Annotated in this window: 17 protein-coding genes; 7 read left to right on the top strand and 10 right to left on the bottom strand. The window is 63.6% G+C overall.

The genetic code is table 11. The annotated features are described in order from the left end of the window. Position 1 precedes the first annotated feature (1 nt). A complete protein-coding gene (gene recG / locus ABOC32_RS03525) occupies positions 2–2,080 on the top strand; it encodes an ATP-dependent DNA helicase RecG (protein WP_086976592.1) in 2,079 nt (692 codons plus the stop codon). Between the two features lie 78 nt (positions 2,081–2,158). Further along, on the top strand, positions 2,159–3,562 hold the full coding sequence (locus ABOC32_RS03520; protein WP_426810146.1) for an HDOD domain-containing protein: 1,404 nt from the start codon (positions 2,159–2,161) through the stop codon (positions 3,560–3,562). Positions 3,563–3,689: 127 nt separating this feature from the next. Here ABOC32_RS03520 and ABOC32_RS03515 read toward each other — a convergent pair whose 3' ends face one another. The 4 genes from ABOC32_RS03515 to rubA form a co-directional block, all read right to left on the bottom strand. Beyond that, the gene (locus ABOC32_RS03515; RefSeq protein ID WP_016502241.1) at positions 3,690–4,064 is read right to left on the bottom strand and encodes an SCP2 sterol-binding domain-containing protein; all 375 of its coding nucleotides are present in this window, start codon (positions 4,062–4,064) and stop codon (positions 3,690–3,692) included. Positions 4,065–4,211: 147 nt separating this feature from the next. Then, the gene (locus ABOC32_RS03510; protein ID WP_043199840.1) at positions 4,212–4,517 is read right to left on the bottom strand and encodes an HU family DNA-binding protein; all 306 of its coding nucleotides are present in this window, start codon (positions 4,515–4,517) and stop codon (positions 4,212–4,214) included. Positions 4,518–4,704: 187 nt separating this feature from the next. Beyond that, positions 4,705–5,853, bottom strand: coding sequence for an NAD(P)/FAD-dependent oxidoreductase (locus ABOC32_RS03505; protein ID WP_426810145.1), 1,149 nt, complete (start codon positions 5,851–5,853; stop codon positions 4,705–4,707). A gap of 16 nt (positions 5,854–5,869) precedes the next feature. Beyond that, positions 5,870–6,037, bottom strand: coding sequence for a rubredoxin RubA (gene rubA, locus ABOC32_RS03500; protein WP_019096637.1), 168 nt, complete (start codon positions 6,035–6,037; stop codon positions 5,870–5,872). A 247-nt stretch (positions 6,038–6,284) separates the two neighbouring features. On the opposite strand from rubA, the gene ABOC32_RS03495 reads away from it, so the two are divergent. After that, the gene (locus ABOC32_RS03495; protein ID WP_426810144.1) at positions 6,285–6,842 is read left to right on the top strand and encodes a chorismate--pyruvate lyase family protein; all 558 of its coding nucleotides are present in this window, start codon (positions 6,285–6,287) and stop codon (positions 6,840–6,842) included. After that, entirely contained in the window at positions 6,842–7,732 is an 891-nt protein-coding gene (gene ubiA / locus ABOC32_RS03490) for a 4-hydroxybenzoate octaprenyltransferase (RefSeq protein WP_086976587.1), read from the top strand. Before ABOC32_RS03495 ends, ubiA begins: the two co-directional genes overlap by 1 nt. A 107-nt stretch (positions 7,733–7,839) precedes the next feature. On the opposite strand, the gene ABOC32_RS03485 is transcribed toward ubiA, so the two are convergent. Beyond that, complete coding sequence (locus tag ABOC32_RS03485) at positions 7,840–8,211, bottom strand: COG4315 family predicted lipoprotein (RefSeq protein WP_426810143.1); 372 nt, start codon at positions 8,209–8,211, stop codon at positions 7,840–7,842. A gap of 174 nt (positions 8,212–8,385) precedes the next feature. Between ABOC32_RS03485 and phoB the strand changes: the two genes are divergently transcribed. The 3 genes from phoB (at position 8,386) to ABOC32_RS03470 (ending at position 11,945) form a co-directional block, all read left to right on the top strand. Further along, positions 8,386–9,075, top strand: coding sequence for a phosphate regulon transcriptional regulator PhoB (gene phoB, locus ABOC32_RS03480; RefSeq protein WP_008091627.1), 690 nt, complete (start codon positions 8,386–8,388; stop codon positions 9,073–9,075). Between the two features lie 48 nt (positions 9,076–9,123). Then, complete coding sequence (phoR, locus tag ABOC32_RS03475) at positions 9,124–10,431, top strand: phosphate regulon sensor histidine kinase PhoR (RefSeq protein WP_086976585.1); 1,308 nt, start codon at positions 9,124–9,126, stop codon at positions 10,429–10,431. A 173-nt stretch (positions 10,432–10,604) separates the two neighbouring features. After that, positions 10,605–11,945 carry a hemolysin family protein gene (locus ABOC32_RS03470; protein ID WP_086976584.1) on the top strand — a complete coding sequence of 447 codons (1,341 nt, stop codon included), beginning with the start codon at positions 10,605–10,607 and terminating at the stop codon, positions 11,943–11,945. A 106-nt stretch (positions 11,946–12,051) separates the two neighbouring features. On the opposite strand, the gene ABOC32_RS03465 is transcribed toward ABOC32_RS03470, so the two are convergent. The 5 genes from ABOC32_RS03465 to pstA form a co-directional block, all read right to left on the bottom strand. Beyond that, positions 12,052–12,948, bottom strand: coding sequence for a peptidoglycan DD-metalloendopeptidase family protein (locus ABOC32_RS03465; protein ID WP_426810142.1), 897 nt, complete (start codon positions 12,946–12,948; stop codon positions 12,052–12,054). Positions 12,949–13,146: 198 nt separating this feature from the next. Next, positions 13,147–14,043, bottom strand: a complete 897-nt coding sequence (locus ABOC32_RS03460; RefSeq protein WP_426810141.1) for a response regulator — start codon at positions 14,041–14,043, stop codon at positions 13,147–13,149. 164 nt (positions 14,044–14,207) lie between these two features. Continuing rightward, positions 14,208–14,978 (bottom strand): phosphate signaling complex protein PhoU, encoded by a 771-nt coding sequence (phoU, locus tag ABOC32_RS03455; protein WP_016489846.1) that lies wholly within the window; start codon positions 14,976–14,978, stop codon positions 14,208–14,210. A 139-nt stretch (positions 14,979–15,117) separates the two neighbouring features. Beyond that, complete coding sequence (pstB, locus tag ABOC32_RS03450) at positions 15,118–15,951, bottom strand: phosphate ABC transporter ATP-binding protein PstB (protein ID WP_086976581.1); 834 nt, start codon at positions 15,949–15,951, stop codon at positions 15,118–15,120. A gap of 72 nt (positions 15,952–16,023) precedes the next feature. Beyond that, positions 16,024–17,640: a phosphate ABC transporter permease PstA gene (gene pstA / locus ABOC32_RS03445; RefSeq protein WP_426811560.1), complete on the bottom strand. Its 1,617-nt coding sequence runs from the start codon at positions 17,638–17,640 to the stop codon at positions 16,024–16,026. Between the last annotated feature and the right edge of the window lie 50 nt (positions 17,641–17,690).

Here is a 17,690-nt window from a genome sequence, read left to right as displayed (position 1 = left end):
CATGAGTGAGCTGTCGAAGGTCCCGGTCACGGTACTCAAGGGTGTTGGCGAGGCCATGGCGGAAAAGCTCGCCAAGGTCGGCCTGGAGAACCTGCAGGATGTGCTGTTCCACCTGCCGCTGCGCTACCAGGACCGCACCCGCGTGGTGCCGATCGGCCAGCTGCGCCCAGGCCAGGATGCGGTTATCGAAGGTGTGGTCAGTGGTACCGACGTGACCATGGGCAAGCGCCGCAGCCTGGTGGTGCGCCTGGGCGACGGCAGCGGCGTGCTGACGTTGCGCTTCTACCACTTCAGCAACGCGCAGAAGGAGGGCCTGAAACGTGGCACCCACCTGCGCTGCTACGGCGAAGCCCGACCCGGTGCCTCGGGCCTGGAAATCTACCACCCGGAGTACCGCGCGCTGAATGGTGACGAGCCGCCGCCACCGGTCGAACAGACCCTGACGCCGATCTACCCGTCCACCGAAGGCCTCACCCAGCAACGCCTGCGCCTGTTGTGCCAGCAGAGCCTGGGCATGCTCGGCCCGCGCAGCCTGCCCGACTGGCTGCCTGACGAGCTGGCCCGGGACTACCAATTGGCGCCGCTGGACGATGCCATCCGTTACCTGCACAACCCACCGGCCGACGCCGACCTCGACGAACTTGCCGAAGGCCAGCACTGGGCCCAGCACCGCCTGGCCTTCGAAGAACTGCTGACCCACCAGCTGTCGCAGCAACGCCTGCGCGAGAGCCTGCGCAGCCTGCGGGCGCCGGTGCTGCCCAAGGCCACGCGCCTGCAGGCGCAGTATCTGGCCAACCTGGGCTTTCAGCCGACCGGCGCACAGCAGCGGGTGGCCAACGAAATTGCCTACGACCTCAGCCAGCATGAGCCGATGATGCGCCTGGTGCAGGGCGATGTGGGTGCCGGCAAGACCGTGGTCGCCGCCCTGGCAGCGCTGCAAGGGCTGGAAGCCGGCTATCAGGTGGCCTTGATGGCGCCCACCGAGATTCTCGCCGAACAGCACTTCATCACCTTCAAGCGCTGGCTCGAACCGCTGGGCATCGAAGTGGCCTGGCTGGCCGGCAAGCTCAAGGGCAAGGCCCGGGCCGCTTCCCTGGAGCAGATCGCCAACGGTGCGCCGATGGTGGTCGGCACCCACGCGCTGTTCCAGGAAGAAGTGAAGTTCAAACACCTGGCCCTGGCGATCATCGACGAACAGCACCGCTTTGGCGTGCAGCAACGCCTGGCCCTGCGCAAGAAAGGCGTGGCCGGCGAGTTGTGCCCGCACCAGCTGATCATGACCGCCACGCCTATCCCGCGTACCCTGGCCATGAGCGCCTACGCCGACCTGGACACCTCGGTGCTCGACGAATTACCCCCTGGGCGCACCCCGGTAAATACCGTGCTGGTAGCCGACAGCCGCCGCTTCGAGGTGGTCGAACGGGTTCGCGCCGCCTGCGCCGAGGGGCGACAGGCCTACTGGGTGTGCACCCTGATCGAAGAATCCGAAGAGCTGACCTGCCAGGCCGCCGAAAGCACCTATGAAGAACTCGGCAGCGCCTTGGGCGAACTGCGTGTGGGCCTGATCCACGGCCGCATGAAGCCGGCGGAAAAAGCCGAGATCATGGCGCAGTTCAAGGCCGGTGAATTGCAGCTGCTGGTCGCCACCACTGTCATCGAAGTCGGCGTGGACGTCCCCAATGCCAGCCTGATGATCATTGAAAACCCCGAACGGCTGGGCCTGGCCCAGCTGCACCAGCTGCGCGGCCGGGTTGGCCGGGGCAGTGCCGTCAGCCATTGCGTGCTGCTGTATCACCCGCCGCTGTCGCAGATCGGCCGCGAGCGCTTAGGGATCATGCGCGAGACCAACGACGGCTTCATCATTGCCGAGAAAGACCTCGAACTACGCGGCCCCGGCGAAATGCTGGGTACGCGCCAGACCGGCCTGCTGCAGTTCAAGGTCGCCGACCTGATGCGCGATGCAGACCTGTTGCCGGCTGTGCGCGATGCGGCCCAGGCCTTGGTCGCCCGCTGGCCGGACCATGTCAGCCCGCTGCTCGACCGCTGGCTGCGTCATGGCCAGCAATATGGCCAAGTGTGACGTTAGTCCCAGAATGGATCCAGATTTGCTCGCAGGCTGGTTATACTTCGCGTTTAAAAGAATCAGTGGATACGGACCATGACTGAAGTTGCCCTGGACACCGCAACCCCACACGCACCCTCTGTGATCAGGCTGCTGCTCGACAAGGTCGGCGTCGCCTACCGCGAGGTGGTCGAAACCCCGCACCTGCCTGCGGCTTCGCGGGTGCAGGCGGTGCTTCTCGATGACGAGGTCGGCGCCCTCATGGTGCTGTTCCCGCAGAGCCAACTGCTGGACCTCAACCGCCTGGCCGAGCTGACCGGGCGCAAGCTGACCGCCGTATCGGTGCCGCGCCTCAAGCAAATGCTCGACAAGCACCAGCTCAAGGCCCTGCCTGGCATTCCCGCGCTGACCAGCTCACCGTGCCAGTACGAAAAGAGCCTGCTCGACGCCGAGACGGTGTACATCCAGTCTGGCGAAGCCGGCCTGCTGCTGGAAATTGAGCGCGCGCACTTCAAGCGCATGCTGGCCAAGGCCAGCGCCAGCAGCTTCGGCCAGGAGGTCGAGGCCATCAGCCCCAACCTCGACCGCCCCCATGACGACACCCGGGAAATCACCAATGCCGTCCAGGCCTTCACCGCCCGACGCATCCAGAAGCGCCTGGAAGAAACCATCGAGATCCCGCCGCTGGCCGATACCGCGCAAAAGATCATCAAGCTGCGGGTAGACCCCAACGCGAGCATCGATGACATCACCGGCGTGGTCGAAACCGACCCGGCGCTGGCGGCACAGGTGGTGAGCTGGGCGGCGTCGCCCTACTACGCGTCGCCGGGCAAGATCCGCTCGGTGGAAGACGCCATCGTGCGCGTGCTGGGCTTCGACCTGGTGATCAACCTGGCCCTGGGCCTGGCGCTGGGCAAGACCTTGAGCCTGCCGAAAGACCAGCCGCAGCAGGCCACACCTTACTGGCAGCAATCGATCTACACCGCCGCGATCATCGAAGGCCTGACCCGCGCCATGCCTCGGGCAGAACGCCCCGAGGCTGGGCTGACCTACCTGGCCGGGCTGCTGCACAACTTCGGCTACCTGCTGCTGGCGCACGTGTTCCCGCCACACTTCTCGCTGATCTGCCGACACCTGGAGGTCAACCCGCACCTGAACCACACCTACGTGGAACAGCACCTGCTGGGCATCAACCGCGAACAGATCGGTGCCTGGCTGATGAAGCTGTGGGACATGCCCGAAGAGCTGTCGACCGCGCTGCGCTTCCAGCACGACCCGGCCTACGACGGCGAGTACTCGGCGTTCCCCAACCTGGTGTGCCTGGCGACCCGCCTGTTGCGCTCGCGGGGGATTGGCTCCGGCCCGCAGGAAGAGATTCCTGACGAGTTGCTGGAGCGCCTGGGGATTACCCGGGACAAGGCCGAAGATGCGGTGAACAAGGTGCTCGAAGCCGAGAACCTGCTGCGCGAGCTGGCTTCGCAGTTCCACGCACCGCACTGACGTTATTGGCCCCTGTGGGAGCGGGTTCACCCGCGAAGATTGCGACGCGGTGTATGGCACCGGCGTTGCCGGTGTTCGCGGGTGAACCCGCTCCCACAGGGGATAGCGTCAGCAGGGCTACTGAGGCTCAGCCTTTCTTCTTCGGCTTCAGGTACTTCATCAGCCCCTGGAACCACATCACCAGCGCCGGGTTGCCCTTGATCTGGATGTTCTTGTCCTGAATCCCCTGCATGAACGCCAACTGCTTGTTGCCCGCCTGCATCGTGGCGTAGCCGTAGGCCGCGTCCTTGAAGGCGATGGCGAAGGCCGGTTGCGGGTGCGCGCCGCCCTTGCTGCTGATGCGCTCGTTGTTGACGACGAAGTGCCGGGCAACCTTGCCGTCCAGGGTCTGCATCTGGAACACCAGGTCCTTGCCCTTGAGCTGCTGCTGGAATGCCGGGTTGTTACGGCTGGCCCTGGCCATCAACAGGCCCATGGCCCAGAGAAGAAAGCGGAACTTCATCGACACGCCTCGATTGAAAAGTGACTAAGTTTCGCAGTTTATCCTCTTAACGACCTTTTTATGCAAGTTCGCAGCAGTTACCGCGTGTAAAGCACAACGGGCGCCATGAAGGCGCCCGTTCGGGATCAACGAATCGTCAGCGGATGCTTACTTTTTCTTGGCGGCCTTGGCTGGCGCGGCCGGCGGGTTGACGCTGTCCTTGAGGTTCTTGCCTGGCTTGAAGGCCACGGTATTGCTGGCTTTGATCTTGACAGGCTCACCGGTTTGCGGGTTTTTGCCGGTACGCGCGCCGCGATGGCGTTTTTCAAAGGTGCCGAAACCGACCAGGGTCACCGTGTCCTTGTCCAGGGCACCGGTGATGCTGTCGAGAATCGCGTTCAACACCTGATTGGCCTTTTCCTTGGTCAGATCAGTCTTTTCCGCGATGACGGCGGCGAGTTCTGGTTTGCGCATAGTGAAGCCTCTTTGACGGAATTCTTGTTGTTATGCCGTGCTGCCTTTGGGAGCAGCGCTCAAGGCACCGCAGGCTCTAATCTGCGGCAGACGGAAGTGAGAATGGCACGTGCTCAGGGGCCGCGCCAGTATCAGGGCGGCCATTGTGCAGGCAACAACAGGATAAATCCGACAGAACGCCCTCTATTTACGCCATTACCGGCGGCAATTGGCGATTCAGTGCCAGCTTGTCCATCACGGCTGCCCCGGTCAGGGCGTAGCCCAGCAACTGGCCGTCAGCACCGTGGCAGAGCACCTTGAGGTCACTGCCCTGCCCCTCCACCTGCCAAGTGCATTCCTGGCCCAGGGGCGGGGGCGAAACCACCAGCGGGCAGGCCGGGGTTTTCACGGTGATCGGCATCGGCCCGTAGGCCACCGCGGTCGGTTTGCCGGCCAGGGTTTGCGCCAGCGCCCGGGCACAGCTCATCAGCGGCATCACGTAGAGCAGGTTGATGCCATCGACCTCGGCACAGTCGCCGAGGGCGAAGATGTTGGCGTGGGAGGTACGCAGCGCGCGGTCTACGCTGACACCACGGTTGGTCTGCAAGCCGGCTGCGGCAGCCAGGTCGATGCGTGGGCGCAGGCCGATGGCCGAAACCACCAGGTCGCAGGCGATCACGCTGCCATCCGACAGGTGCGCGTCCAGGCCCTGGGCCACCTGCTGCAGGCGGGTCAGCACCGGCCCCAGATGGAAACGCACACCCAGGCCTTCCAGCCCGCCCTGCACCGCCGCCGCAGCGGCCGGGTGCAGCAGGGTGGGCATGATCTGTTCGCACGGCGCCACCACGTCAACCTGGAAGCCACCCAGGCTCATGTCGTTGGCGAATTCGCAGCCGATCAGGCCGGCACCGAGGATCAATACGCGTTGTTTGCCGACGGCGGCGGCACGGAAGCGTGCGTAGTCTTCCAGGTCGTTGATCGGGAACACCAGATGGCCGCCATCGCCTTCGATCGGTACCTGCACGGTCTGGGCGCCCCAGGCCAGCACCAGGTCACGGTATTGCACGGCCTCTTCGCCGATCCACAGGCGCTTGTGGCCAGGGTCGATGCCGCTGATGCGGGTATGGGTGCGGATTTCGGCGTTCAGTTGCTCGGCCATGACCCCCGGCTCGGCCATGCACAGGCCGTCGGCGTCCTTCTGCTTGGCAAAGCCCATGGAGAGCATGGGCTTGGAGTAGGAGCGACCATCGTCGGCGGTGATCAGCAGCAGCGACGTCTGCGCATCGAGCTTGCGAAATTCACGGGCCAGGTTGTAGCCCGCCAGGCCGGTACCGATGATTACCACAGGGGACGTCATGTCGTGCTTTCCTCGATTAGCCGATGAAGATCATTTCAAAGTCGCTTTTGCCGACACCACAGTCGGGGCACAGCCAGTCTTCAGGCACATCTTCCCAACGGGTGCCGGGGGCGATGCCGTCGTCGGGCCAGCCTTCGGCTTCGTCGTAGATCAGGCCACAGACAATACATTGCCACTTTTTCATCAGGTCTTTTTCCTCGGTTCAGGCTGGGGCTTTTGTTGCTGCTGATGGCCCTTTCGCGGGTAAACCCGCTCCCACAGGAATTACTACAACCTCGAGACCTGTGGAGTATCTGTGGGAGCGGGCGTGCCCGCGAAAAAGCCAGCGCGCAATTCGTGGAGGGTTTTTAGCGACCCTGCCCCCAGTATGCAAGCAGTCGGGGCAATCATGCTAAGCTCGCCGCCTCTCTGGTTGTTACAAGCAGACCGACGTGTCGTACGAATCCCCGCAAGCAGCCGCTGTCGCGTGGCTGCCGTATTCACAGCTGGCGACCGACTTCGACCAGCCTACCCTTGACTGGCTGTTCGACGAAGGCTCGCTGACCCGCCGCCTGACCCGCCTGTCCTCTGATCACTTCTCCGTCACCCCGCTGTTCGAGGGCTGGCAAGCGCTGCGCGACGATGAATGCCAAGCGCTGGGCATTGCCGCTGGCAGCGAAGGCTGGGTGCGCGAGGTGTACCTGCGCGGCCATGGCCAGCCCTGGGTGTTCGCCCGCAGTGTGGCCAGCCGCAGCGCCCTGGAACGCGGCGGGCTGGACCTGGAAACCCTCGGCAGCCGCTCGCTGGGCGAGTTGCTGTTCTGCGACCAGGCGTTTATCCGCCACCCGATCGAAGTGTGCAGTTATCCACAGGCCTGGCTCCCGACCGACGCCGCCCATGCAGCCCTGTGGGGGCGCCGCTCGCGCTTTGAACGAGGCGGCCTGGAGCTGCTGGTGGCAGAAGTGTTTCTGCCGGCATTGTGGCAAGCGGCCAAGGAGGAAAACCGCTGATGTACCTGCAACTGCTCAAGTCGCTGAACCGCCTGCACCCGCGGGCCTGGGACTTCGTCCAGCTCAGCCGCATGGACCGGCCAATCGGTATCTATCTGCTGCTGTGGCCAACGCTGTCGGCGGTATGGATTGCCGGCAACGGTTCGCCCACCCTGGCCAACGTGCTGATCTTCGGCCTTGGCGTGGTGCTGATGCGGGCTGCAGGCTGCTGCATCAACGACTTTGCCGACCGCAAGGTGGACGGCCACGTCAAACGCACCGCCGACCGGCCACTGGCCAGCGGCCGAGTCAAGCCGCGCGAGGCGCTGGCACTGTTTGCGATTCTGGTCGGGGTTAGCTTCCTGCTGGTGCTGTGCACCAACAGCCGCACGGTGTGGCTGTCGTTCGGCGCAGTGGCGCTGGCGGCCTGCTACCCGTTCATGAAGCGCTACACCTACTACCCGCAGGTGGTGCTGGGGGCGGCGTATTCCTGGGGCATTCCCATGGCCTTCACTGCCGCGGGTGGCGAGCTGCCGGCCAGCGCCTGGCTGCTGTATATCGCCAACCTGCTGTGGACGGTGGGTTACGACACCTATTACGCCATGGTCGACCGCGATGACGACCTGAAGATTGGCGTGAAGTCGACCGCGATCCTGTTCGGCGAGGCCGACCGCACCATCATCCTGACCTTGCAGCTGCTGTCGCTGGGCTGCCTGTTGCTGGCGGGCAGCCGCTTCGAGCTGGGGGGCTGGTTCCACCTGGGGCTGCTGGGCGCTGCGGCGTGCTTTGCCTGGGAGTACTGGTCGACGCGCAAGCTGGACCGGGAGTCGTGCTTCAAGGCGTTTCTGCACAATCACTGGGCGGGGATGCTGGTGTTCATGGGTGTGGTGCTGGATTACGCGTTGCGCTAATAGTCTGATCACCGGCCCTGTGGGAGCGGGTTTACCCGCGAATGCGATGGTAGATGCACTACAGCATTCGCGGGTAAACCCGCTCCCACAGGGTTAGGTGTTAACCTTCAAGGTTTGGCGACATGCCAGACGTCTTTCACGCCATCACCGGTCTTGTCCCCGGCCTTCTTGTCCTTGACGAAGGTATACAGTGGCTTGCCGTCATAGGCCCACTGCATCGAACCGTCGTCACGCGTTACATGGGTCCATTTGCCCTTCGGTGCTTCGTCGTCTTTCTTGACCATCAACGGTGGCCAGTTGGTAGCGCAATCGCCATTGCACATCGACTTGCCGCCCGCATCCTTGTCAAAGGTGTACAGCGTCATGCCGGCATGATCGACCCACATGCCGTCCTTCTCCATGGCATGGTGGGCCGACGCCACCCCCGGGAGCGCCAGCGCAGTGAAAAGGGCCATCCAGCTCAGCGTTTGTCGTGTCATTGGATTCACCATTGTTTCGGGGGGGAAATAGGTTCGGGTTGCCGCCGCTGCGGCCCTTTCAAGCCTAGTTCAGTCACGGAATGTCGCCAGAACGGCCAACGCCCTGTCACACAGCTGCAATAATTCCGTTATCTAATGCGGGCCAAGACACCGAATCCAGGAGAGGTTTTGAGCATGGTTGGCAGGAACATTCTGATCGTCGACGACGAAGCGCCCATTCGCGAGATGATCGCCGTTGCCCTGGAAATGGCCGGCTATGACTGCCTGGAAGCGGAAAACTCCCAACAGGCCCACGCGATCATCGTCGACCGCAAACCGGACCTGATCCTGCTCGACTGGATGTTGCCCGGCACCTCCGGCATCGAGCTGGCCCGCCGCCTCAAGCGCGACGAACTGACCGGCGATATCCCGATCATCATGCTCACCGCCAAGGGTGAAGAAGACAACAAGATCCAGGGCCTGGAAGTGGGCGCTGACGACTACATCACCAAGCCGTTCTCCCCGCGTGAGCTGGTAGCGCGCCTGAAAGCCGTGCTGCGTCGCACCGGCCCGAGCGACACCGAAGCACCGATCGAAGTCGGCGGCCTGCTGCTCGACCCGATCAGCCACCGTGTCACCATCGACGGCAAGCCCGCCGAGATGGGCCCCACCGAATACCGCCTGTTGCAGTTCTTCATGACCCACCAAGAGCGCGCCTACACCCGTGGCCAGCTGCTGGACCAGGTGTGGGGCGGCAACGTCTACGTCGAGGAACGCACCGTCGACGTGCACATCCGTCGCCTGCGCAAGGCGCTGGGTGAAGCCTACGAAAATCTGGTACAAACCGTCCGGGGCACTGGCTACCGCTTCTCGACCAAGAGCTGATCGAGTTCAAGAGCGCCAAGCTGCACGTCGTTGTACAAGGACCGTCAATTGAACCAGAACTGGCACGCAACCCTGATTCGCCATCTGTTGTTGCTGATTACCGTCTGCCTGATCGGCGGGCTGGTCAGCGGCTACTATGGCTGGAGCCTGGCCATTGGCCTGGCGCTTTACCTGGGCTGGACCCTCAAGCAGCTGCTGCGCCTGCACGACTGGCTGCGCAACCACCAACCCGATGAAGCACCGCCCGATGGTTACGGCCTGTGGGGCGAGGTGTTCGACAGCATCTACCACCTGCAACGCCGCGACCAGCGGGTGCGGGGCCGCCTGCAGGCAGTGATCGACCGGGTGCAGGAGTCCACCGCGGCGCTGCGCGACGCGGTGATCATGCTCGACAGCGACGGCAACCTGGAATGGTGGAACCGTGCCGCCGAGACCCTGCTGGGCTTCAAGACCCCACAGGACGGTGGCCAGCAAGTCACCAACCTGGTGCGCCATCCGCGCTTCAAGGAGTACTTCGAGGCGGAGAACTACCTCGAACCGCTGGAAATCCCCTCGCCCATCAACGACCGCATGCGCGTGCAGTTGCACATCACCCGCTACGGCAACAACGAACACCTGATGCTGGTGCGCGATGTCACCCGCATCCACCAGCTGGAACAGATGCGCAAGGACTTCGTCGCCAACGTGTCCCACGAATTGCGCACACCACTGACGGTGATCACCGGTTACCTCGAAACCCTGCTGGACAACGTCGAGGATGTGAACCCGCGCTGGACCCGCGCCCTGCAGCAGATGAGCCAGCAAGGCTCGCGCATGCAGACGCTGCTCAACGACCTGTTGCTGCTGGCCAAGCTGGAAGCCACCGATTACCCGTCGGACAACCAGCCGGTGGCGGTCGAAGCCCTGCTCGCCGCGATCAAGAACGACGCCCAGGCCCTGTCCGGGCCACGCAACCAGCGCATCACCCTCGAAGCTGCGCCCGGCGTGAAGCTCAAGGGCAGCGAGTCGGAGCTGCGCAGTGCCTTTTCCAACCTGGTGTTCAACGCGGTGAAGTACACCCAGGACGAGGGCAACATCCGCATCCGCTGGTGGGCCGATGCCCAAGGTGCACACTTGTCGGTGCAGGACTCGGGGGTGGGCATCGACGCCAAGCACTTGCCGCGCCTGACCGAGCGCTTTTACCGGGTGGACTCCAGCCGTGCGTCGAATACCGGTGGCACCGGGTTGGGGCTGGCGATCGTCAAGCATGTGCTGATGCGCCACCGCGGCAAGCTGGACATCAGCAGCGTGCCGGGGCATGGCAGCACCTTTACCTGTCACTTTGCGCCGACACAATTGGCCAACGACAAGGCTTGAGATTGGGGCTGCTGCGCAGCCGTTCGCGGGCACGTCCGCGCCCACAGGGACCGCAATAAGCCCGCCGCCCTTTGCTTTTACGGCCCTAGCCGCTACATTGGATCCCCTGTGCCAGCAAGAGCTGGCACTTTTTTTCTCTCAATCTCAAAGACGGACCCCGTAAAAACTCCATCATGGACCCTTCCCCTGGTATCAGCGTCACCTCGTTATTCGCCGACTTCGGCATGATCATCTTTGCCTTGCTGCTGGTGCTGCTCAACGGCTTCTTCGTTGCCGCCGAGTTCGCCATGGTTAAGCTGCGCGCCACACGCGTGGAATCCATTGCCGAACAGCATGGCTGGCGCGGCAACATCCTGCGCAAGGTACACAACCAGCTCGACGCCTACCTGTCGGCCTGCCAGCTGGGTATCACCCTCGCCTCCCTGGGCCTGGGCTGGGTCGGTGAACCGGCCTTTGCCCACTTGCTCGAGCCGCTGCTCGCGTACTTCGGTGTCGACTCGCCCGAACTGATCAAGGCGATCTCCTTCTTCGTCGCGTTCTTTGTCATTTCGTACCTGCACATCGTGGTCGGTGAGCTGGCGCCCAAGTCCTGGGCCATCCGCAAGCCCGAGCTGCTGTCGTTGTGGACGGCGGTGCCGCTGTACCTGTTCTACTGGGCGATGTACCCGGCCATCTACCTGCTCAATGCCAGCGCCAACACCATCCTGCGCATTGCCGGCCAGGGCGAACCGGGCCCGCACCACGAGCACCACTACAGCCGTGAAGAGCTGAAGCTGATCCTGCACTCCAGCCGCGGCCAGGACCCAAGCGACCAAGGCATGCGTGTGCTGGCCTCGGCCGTGGAGATGGGCGAGCTGGAAGTGGTCGACTGGGCCAACTCGCGTGAAGACATGGTGATCATCGATGCCAAAGCGCCGCTGAAGCAGATTCTGGGGCTGGTGCGTCGCCACAAGTTCAGCCGCTACCCGGTGTATGACGCCGAGCGTGAGGAATTCACCGGCCTGCTGCACATCAAGGACCTGCTGCTGGAGCTTGCCGAACTGGAGCACTTGCCGGAGACCATCGACCTGGACGACCTCGCCCGGCCGCTGGAGCGCGTATCGCGGCACATGCCGCTGTCGCAACTGCTGGAGCAGTTCCGCAAGGGCGGCGCGCATTTCGTGCTGGTGGAGGAAGCCGACGGCAAGGTAATCGGCTACCTGACCATGGAAGACGTGCTGGAAGTGCTGGTGGGCGATATCCAGGACGAACACCGCAAGACCGAGCGTGGCATCCTCGCCTATCAGCCAGGCAAGCTGCTGGTACGGGGGGATACGCCGCTGTTCAAGGTCGAGCGCCTGCTGGGCATCGACCTCGACCACATCGAGGCGGAAACCCTGGCCGGGCTGATCTACGAGACGCTCAAGCGCGTGCCTGAAGAAGAGGAAGTGCTGGAGGTCGAAGGGCTGCGCATCATCATCAAGAAGATGAAAGGGCCCAAGATCGTGCTGGCCAAGGTGCTGAAACTGGATTGAGGGCCATGGGGCTGCTTTGCAGCCCATCGCGACGCAAGGCCGCTCCCACAGGTACAGCGCATGCCTCAGGCTATGCGCGGGCTCTGTGGGAGCGGCCCCAAAAATCTCAAGGGTTACCCGCAGTAAAGTCAGGCAACCCGCTGATCGGCCTGTCGAACCGGTAAGGTATCGACTCCAGCGCCAACCCCACATTGCGCTGCACCACGAAATGCAGGTGCGGCCCCGTGCTGTTACCGGTATTGCCCGACTTGGCCAGCATCTGCCCCTGGCGAACCCGCTGCCCCTCCGCCACCACCACCGAACCACGCATCAGGTGCAGATAGACGCCCATGGTGCCGTCCGGGTGCAGGATCCTGACAAAGTTACCCGAGGGGTTGGGCGCGCGCCCGCTCTGGCTATTCTCCGTCTTCACCACCACCCCTTCCCGCGCCGCGATGATGGTAGTGCCTTCGGGCATGGCGATATCCATGGCATAGCGCCCCTTGGGCCCAAAATGGCTGACACGGCCGTTAGGGCCCTGAGTAACGCGGAACGGCCCGCCGACCCAAGGGAACGCATAGCGGAAGCCCTGTGGCCGCTTGCCCGGGTCACCCATGGCCTGCAGCAGGGTCGAACGGTAGTTCAGCAGCAGCCCGGGCCGCCCCCTGAGCACGCTGAGCATTTGTGTGGTGCGCGGCGGCAGCAGCCGGCGCACGATACGCGGGGCATCGCCGCCTTGGGCGTTTACCAGGTTGTCCAGGCGTAATTCGACCTCTACCGGCACATGCAGCTCGTTACGTGCCGAAAAGCTTACGCCGCCGTCGAAGGTTTTCGCGTTCAGCAGCACCTGGCCTTCGAGCGTTTCGACCATGGGGTCGCGCAGCACCAAGGGCCTGGCCCCCGGGCCGGGCCGGTCGGTATAGGAGACGACACCGAAATCGTCGGTGATCTTGTAGAGCGTCACACCCAGGCTCGACGCCGAGGCCATGAGCAATGCACAGAACAGCAGCAGGCGGGCGGGCATGATAGTGGCTTTTTGACAGTTATGATCTGTCGAAGCCTAGCAGCGGGTTTTGTGACAGGTATTGCAGTTGGTCGGATGGTATCAACAGGACTGGCCCCATCGCCGGCAAGCCAGCTCCCACAAGATGTGCACACTGCCTGAGGCTGGCGCTGTACCTGTGGGAGCTGGCTTGCCGGCGATGGGGCCAGCAGTCATTATTCAAGCGCCGGGTGTGAAGTGCTTCTGCGCAGTCCCGCGGGCAATCAGACGCGACAGGTAATCGAGCTTCTGGGCGTCCTGGTCGACAAACTTGAAGGTCAACTGCAGCCAGTCGCTGTCGGGCTTGGGCTCCAAGGCTGCGACGGCATGCAGGTAGCCGTTCAAACGCGCCACTTCGGCGTTCTCGCCCTGCTCCAGGTCCAGTACGGCGCCCTCCAGCACCTGCGGCAGCGCTTCGCTGCGGCGTACCACCAGCAGCGCCTCTTTCAGGCTCAGCGCCTTGATCACGCACGGCTGCATGCCGCTGGCCAGGCGCAACTGGCCTTGGCCACGCCCCGTCGGCGCAGGGGCCGACGGCGTGGGTGCATTGACCAATGGCTTGGCAGCGACCACTCCCGGCGCGGGGGCCGTCACCTTGGCCGCTTCAGGCTTGCCACCTGTCAGGGCACTCAGCGAATCGTTGGCGAACGCCGAGTTGGCCCGCGCCGGGCCGATGGCCATCAGGCTGTCGAGCTTGCCGATCTTGGTCAGCGCCTTTTTCACCTTGGTCAGCAGTTGCTCGTTGGTGAACGGCTTGCCGACAAAGTCGGACACGCCCGCCTGGATCGCCTGGATGACGTTTTCCTTGTCGCCACGGCTGGTCACCATGATGAACTGCAGGTTCTTCAGCGCAGGCTGCTGACGGCACCAGGTGAGCAACTCCAGGCCGGACATTTCCGGCATTTCCCAGTCGCACAGGACCAGGTCGAAGGCTTCCTTGTCCAGCATGGCCATGGCCTTGCGACCGTTGACGGCGTCGTCGATGGCCATGCCCGGGAAGGCATTGCGCAGGCACTTGCGGACCAGGTCACGGATAAACGGGGCGTCATCCACGACCAGCACATTCACTTTACTCATCAATACTCCTTCTGAATCCCGACTAGCCTACTGCCAAATAATGGCTATTTGCTACAACCTGGTCACGCCGGGACTTCTTCACATCGTTCGCGGGTGCCTGCCGGCTCCTCGACCGCAAACGAAAACGCCCGGCCAAGGCCGGGCGTCGAAGCTCGGGAGCAACCTTACTTATCGTCAGATTCGCCCGGAACATTAGCCTTTTCGCCATCGGCGACAGCGGTACCCTGCACTTCTGCCGTCATGCGCTTGAGGCCCATGTGGCGCACGTCAGTGCCGCGCACCAGGTAGATCACCAGCTCGGAGATGTTGCGCGCGTGGTCACCGATACGTTCCAGCGAACGCAGGGCCCAGATCACGCTCAGTACCCGCGAGATCGAGCGCGGGTCTTCCATCATGTAGGTCACCAGCTCGCGCAGGGCGGTCTTGTACTCGCGGTCGATGGTCTTGTCGTACTGGGCCACCGACAACGCTAGGTCGGCATCGAAGCGGGCAAAGGCGTCCAGCGCATCGCGGACCATGTTGCGCACTTGGTCGCCAATGTGGCGCACCTCGACGTAGCCGCGTGGCGACTCGCCTTCTTCGCATAGCTGGATGGCGCGGCGGGCGATCTTGGTCGCCTCGTCGCCGATGCGCTCAAGGTCGATCACCGACTTGGAAATGCTGATGATCAGGCGCAGGTCGGAGGCCGCCGGCTGGCGACGGGCGAGGATGCGCACGCATTCCTCGTCGATGTTGCGCTCCATCTGGTTGATCTGCTCGTCGACTTCGCGCACTTGCTGGGCCAGGCCCGAGTCGGCCTCGATCAGCGCGGTAACGGCGTCATTGACTTGTTTTTCCACCAGGCCACCCATGGCCAGCAGGTGGCTGCGCACTTCTTCGAGCTCGGCGTTGAACTGCTGGGAAATGTGGTGTGTAAGGCTTTCTTTGTTGATCATCGTTTTGTCCTTTGGTAGCGCGGCCCTGTAGGAGCGGGTTTACCCGCGAACACCGGCGAAGCCGGTGCCAGGCACCGAGCCGCCTGCTTCGCGGGTAAACCCGCTCCTACAGAGGCCAGGTGCTCATCACGAGCGCCGCTTAACCGTAGCGACCGGTGATGTAGTCTTCGGTCTGCTTCTTCGCCGGGTTGGTGAACAGGGTATCGGTATCCCCGAATTCGACCAGTTTGCCCATGTACATGAACGCGGTGTAGTCCGAAACCCGGGCCGCCTGCTGCATGTTGTGGGTCACGATGACGATGGTGTACTTGGATTTCAATTCGTAGATCAGTTCTTCGACCTTCAGGGTCGAGATCGGGTCCAGTGCCGAGCATGGTTCGTCGAGCAACAGCACTTCGGGTTCCACGGCAATGGTGCGGGCGATGACCAGACGCTGCTGCTGGCCGCCGGACAGGCCCAGCGCCGACTCGTGCAGGCGGTCCTTGACCTCGTCCCACAGGGCCGCGCCCTTCAGCGCCCACTCGACGGCTTCGTCAAGCACACGCTTCTTGTTGATGCCCTGGATACGCAGGCCGTAGACCACGTTCTCGTAGATGGTCTTGGGGAACGGGTTGGGCTTCTGGAACACCATGCCCACACGGCGGCGCAGCTCGGCCACGTCTTCGCCCTTGCGGTAGATGTTGTTGCCGTACAGGTTGATGGCGCCTTCCACGCGGCAGCCGTCAACCAGGTCGTTCATGCGGTTGAAGGTGCGCAGCAGGGTCGACTTGCCGCAGCCGGACGGGCCGATGAAGGCGGTCACGCGCTGCTTGGGGATGTTCATGCTGACGTCGAACAGCGCCTGCTTGTCACCGTAGAACAGGCTCAGGCCCGGCACTTCGATGGCCACGGTTTCTTCGGCCAGTTGCAGGCTCTGCTTGTTGCGGCCCAAGGCAGACATGTCGATGCCGTGGGTATGAGAATCTTGCTGCATGGTCAACTCCATACGCTATCAAGTCGTTTCAAAGGGCCGCCCGGCTCACCGGGGGCACGCTTGCAATCAGGCTTAGCTGTCGAGCGCCTTGTACTTCTCGCGCAGGTGGTTACGGATCCACACGGCCGAGAGGTTGAGGGAGGCGATCACCAGCACCAGCAGCAGTGCCGTGGCGTATACCAGCGGCCGCGCGGCCTCGACGTTCGGGCTCTGGAAGCCGACGTCATAGATGTGGAAGCCCAGGTGCATGATCTTCTGGTCCAGGTGCAGGTACGGGTAGTTTCCGTCCACCGGCAACGACGGCGCCAGCTTCACCACACCCACCAGCATCAGCGGCGCCACTTCACCGGCGGCGCGGGCCACGGCGAGGATCATGCCGGTCATCATGGCCGGGCTGGCCATGGGCAACACAATCTTCCACAGCGTCTCGGCCTTGGTCGCGCCCAGGGCCAGCGAGCCCTCGCGCACGGTACGCGGAATACGCGCCAGGCCTTCTTCGGTGGCCACGATCACCACCGGCACGGCCAGCAGGGCCAGGGTCAGCGATGCCCACAGCAGGCCCGGGGTACCCAGGGTAGGCGCCGGCAGTGCTTCGGGGAAGAACAGGCGGTCGATCGAGCCACCCAGCACGTAGACGAAGAAGCCCAGGCCAAACACGCCGTAGACGATCGCCGGCACGCCAGCCAGGTTGTTCACCGCAATGCGGATCAGGCGGGTCACCGGGCCTTGCCGCGCGTACTCGCGCAGGTAGACGGCCGCCAGCACACCGAACGGCGTGACGATCACGGCCATGATCAGGGTCATCATCACGGTACCGAAAATGGCCGGGAAGATACCGCCCTCAGTGTTGGCTTCACGCGGGTCGTCGCTGAGGAATTCCCAGACCTTGGAGAAGTAGGTGCCCAGCTTGGTGAAACCGGACATGCCGTTCGGCTGGATGGCGTGCACCACCTTGCTCAGGTTGATTTCCACTTCGCGGCCGTTGCCATCGCGGGCCACCAGGCTGTCGCGGGCGAAGGCCTGGTGCAGGCCGCTCAAGCGGTCTTCGATGGCCTTGTAGCGGCTGTTCAGCTCGGCGCGGTCGGCGTCCATGTCGGCCTGGGCGGCGGCGTCCAGCTTGCCGTCCAGCTCCAGCTTGCGGGCCTGCAGGCGCAGGCGCTCGAGGCCATGGTTGATGGCACCGATGTCCTTCTTCTCCAGCTGCTGCAGCTCACCGTTTAGCTGGCTGGCGCGCTTGAGGCGGGCCTGCAGTTCGTTCCAGGCAGCAGGGCCTTCGGCAACCACGCGGCCTTCTTCCTTGACGCTGACCAGGTAGCCGTAGAAGTTGCCCCACTCGCGGCGCTCCAGGGCGATCAGGTCGGCCGGGCGCTGTTCGTCGACCAGCCAGTCGCCGACCACCCAGGTGAAATCGCTGCCGTTGAGGTCGCGGTTACCCACCTTGATCAGCTCGCGGGTCATGAACTCCGGGCCTTGCTCCGGTACCGGCAGGCCGGCACCCTTCAAGCGGGCACGGGGTACTTCTTCCTTTTGCACCACTTCGCCGATGACGACGTGCTCAGCCTGGCCCGGCACCTTGTAGGTGGCCTGGACAAGATCGGCCGGCCAGAAGTGGCCCAGGCCGCGCACGGCAATCACCGCCAGCAGGCCGACGGTCATGATCACCGCCATGGCCACGGCGCCGCCGCTCATCCAGACGCCTGGGGCGCCGCTCTTGAACCAGCCTTTGAGGGAATCCTTTT

Source organism: Pseudomonas sp. WOUb67 (assembly GCF_050058005.1).
Taxonomy (GTDB): Bacteria; Pseudomonadota; Gammaproteobacteria; order Pseudomonadales; family Pseudomonadaceae; genus Aquipseudomonas; species Aquipseudomonas putida_R.
The sequence above is the reverse complement of the archived record's forward strand: the minus strand, read 5'-3'. Positions and strand labels throughout refer to the sequence as shown.